The sequence below is a fragment of the uncultured Eudoraea sp. genome, assembly GCF_947258525.1.
In the GTDB taxonomy this organism is placed as follows: Bacteria; Bacteroidota; Bacteroidia; order Flavobacteriales; family Flavobacteriaceae; genus Eudoraea.
The window spans coordinates 1-2,518 of the sequence record NZ_CAMYIP010000106.1 but is presented as its reverse complement, the minus strand read 5'-3'; the positions used below and the strand labels follow the sequence as shown (position 1 = coordinate 2,518).

General features: G+C 36.7%; 3 protein-coding genes. 1 reads left to right on the top strand and 2 read right to left on the bottom strand.

The features are described 5' to 3' along the window. Positions 1-428 precede the first annotated feature (428 nt). Positions 429-557, top strand: coding sequence for a hypothetical protein (locus Q0X89_RS07840; RefSeq protein WP_297692851.1), 129 nt, complete (start codon positions 429-431; stop codon positions 555-557). Positions 558-630: 73 nt separating this feature from the next. Here Q0X89_RS07840 and Q0X89_RS07835 read toward each other — a convergent pair whose 3' ends face one another. Further along, positions 631-1,713 (bottom strand): transporter substrate-binding domain-containing protein, encoded by a 1,083-nt coding sequence (locus Q0X89_RS07835; protein WP_297692849.1) that lies wholly within the window; start codon positions 1,711-1,713, stop codon positions 631-633. After that, positions 1,710-2,518, bottom strand: an 809-nt coding sequence (locus tag Q0X89_RS07830; RefSeq protein WP_297692846.1) for a GAF domain-containing protein, incomplete at its 5' end; no start/stop codon positions are given. The genes Q0X89_RS07830 and Q0X89_RS07835, both read right to left, overlap by 4 nt.

Here is a 2,518-nt window from a genome sequence, read left to right as displayed (position 1 = left end):
CTTCCCAGGTAAAAAAACATTCGTCCAATACATTATCATCATTAATGACTTCCGTATTAACATTTAGCGTGACTATATTCGTTCCTTGCGCATACACAGCCGAATTGCAATAAAGGAAAATGGCAAATGCCATAATAATAGAGTTCTTAATTTTCATTTTTAGTGGTTTTTGATTAATTAGTTATTTTATCCAATTATAGTCAGGTAATTATAGAGTTCTCAAGATAGAGATTAAAATTGATTTAGAATGTAGGGTTTTACCTACGCATCGAGGTATCTCTTGAAAGTGCATGCCAGGTGTTAAATCATCGATGAAATGCATAAAAAACACGGCTAAACCACAAGTTTTGGCGCTTTCACAACAATTAGGCTGCTGATCACCACACAAATTCGTAACTTATATATGCTAATTTTAAAATCCTACTGCTATGGAAGCAAATTCAAAAAAACACCCTGTATTAAATGCAATTCTTTCGGTTTTAAATCTAAGTTTAGAGGTAGTGCTTGCCTTAATAGCCCTAGGCGTCTTAATAGGTCTTTATGGCGTATTGAGTTAACACTTCTACTTAGGAATAAAGAAACAAAAAAAGCCTTCGAAACTCACGAAGGCTTTTTTGTGATTCCACTATTTTAATTGGCCTTCACATCATACTTTCTTTGCAAATTTCCCCAGCGTTCCTTTTGGATCTCCTTCATTAAACCAACATTGATAAGGTCAAAAGCAGGGTGGTTCTTGGGTAACATAAAACTTTGGTAGTGCTCTTTTAAAGTGAAGGGTAACAAATTCACCTTTTCATCCAATGCCAGCCTGTTAATGTAATACTGTAATATGGTCCTATCATACAGGAATACATCATTTTCCTTCTTGGCAAGTGCCCTGAGCGCAAGAATTGGTGTAGCATAAGTCTTATTAATAGGTATATTTTCCTGTACCAAATACGACTCTCCATTGGTAGCTCCCACGACGGAAATATTTTCAACCAATCGTATATCCTCGGCATTTTTTATGTCGGTTTGTAATCCGGTAATAGTCAGAGTGGAAGCGATGCCGGCGGTAAAACTAGAAATAATGATCACTGCTGTAAACATCCAAATAATGGCAATGGCTTTACCCATATTCGATTTGGGCGCTTTATCTCCATAACCTACCGTAGTCATGGTTACAGCTGACCACCATAGCCCGTCAAAAAGGCCTAACAGGCCTGGCCGGAATTGAAATTTATTATGCCTTCGTTCGATCAGCCATAGAAAAAAACCAAAGACAAAAATTATAAAAATGAGCAAGAATATAATTTCTAAAAAAGCCAGTGAAAAAATATTACTGACGAAAACGGCAAGAGGAGAGCGATTTAAATAAGGAATAGCCACACCAATACTCGAAATGAAATAGGGCTGTGTCATGTCAAAATTTTTAACCCGCGAAGCGTTCACATCCATTGGATTAATGGTTAGGTCGATATCTTCGTATTCAAGTCTTTTTAGAATACCGATGAAATCTGAATATAGTTCATAACGGAATGTCAGATTAGCAGACTGTGCTATGTTTTCCCACAATTCAATACTCAAGCCTTCAAAATTATTTTCTGCTGTTTTTATTACAAAGGGGGGATTATGGTAAATTCCAACAGTAAGTGTATCGCCTTGTGCAAAAGCCTGCTGGCTATTTCCCCCTAAGAATAACAAGATCAATATGTGAAACCAAAGATTCTTCATACCGCTTTTGTAATTTCCTTGTGAATTGAAAAGGAGATGAATTGGGCCAAAATTCTAAACATAACTAAATCATTGGGGTCAAAATGGTTTTTCTTAATACTGTAAGCGCATAATACAACCGGCTGATCATTCTCTAAGGTAAAAGGAATAAACAATAAGGAACTAAAACGGTAAGCGGCCTTTCCCTGAATGTATATTGTGTGCTCCTTATTGAAATCATTAATTAAGACTTCCTGATTGTTGTCCATAGCCCAGCAGGTTAAACTGGTTTTAGCGTTAAAAGGTTTGCTTCTAAAAGTATACCCACTTCGTTCCTGGTTGGAAAAACCCCTATGAACTATTTCATTTTTTTCCTTAAATGCAATTTCAAAAGCGTCAATATCCGCAGATTGGTTAACCGCTTTACCCATGGCATTGATGATATCGTTCCAGGATGCCTTTTTGGGAATATCTTTAATAAACAGTTCCAGGGTTTGAATATTCAATTTTGCGCCATCCAATTCTTCTTGTTGCTCTTTAAATTCGCGAATCTTTTGATGAAGTTGTGCTTCTTTTTTCGCTAACTTTTCATTGGAGTACTTCAAGACCTGTTGTAATCTGTTAAAACGTCGTTTTACATAAAAACGAAAATAATAAGATAAAAATAAGAGCAGTAGGCCAATGGCGCTATAAATAACCCATGTTTGCGAATACCAGGGCACAAATACGTTGAATTGAATTTCCAGTGGATTACTCCATTGGTAGCCCCCGGGTTGTCTGGCTCGTAATTCCAGGAAGTAATCGCCCGGTTCAATTTGACTTAAAG

Coding starts and splice junctions, on each gene's coding strand:
- Q0X89_RS07835 (WP_297692849.1), bottom strand. CDS start 1,713: ATGAAGAATCTTTGGTTTCACATATTGATCTTGTTATTCTTAGGGGGA.
- Q0X89_RS07840 (WP_297692851.1), top strand. CDS start 429: ATGGAAGCAAATTCAAAAAAACACCCTGTATTAAATGCAATTCTTTCG.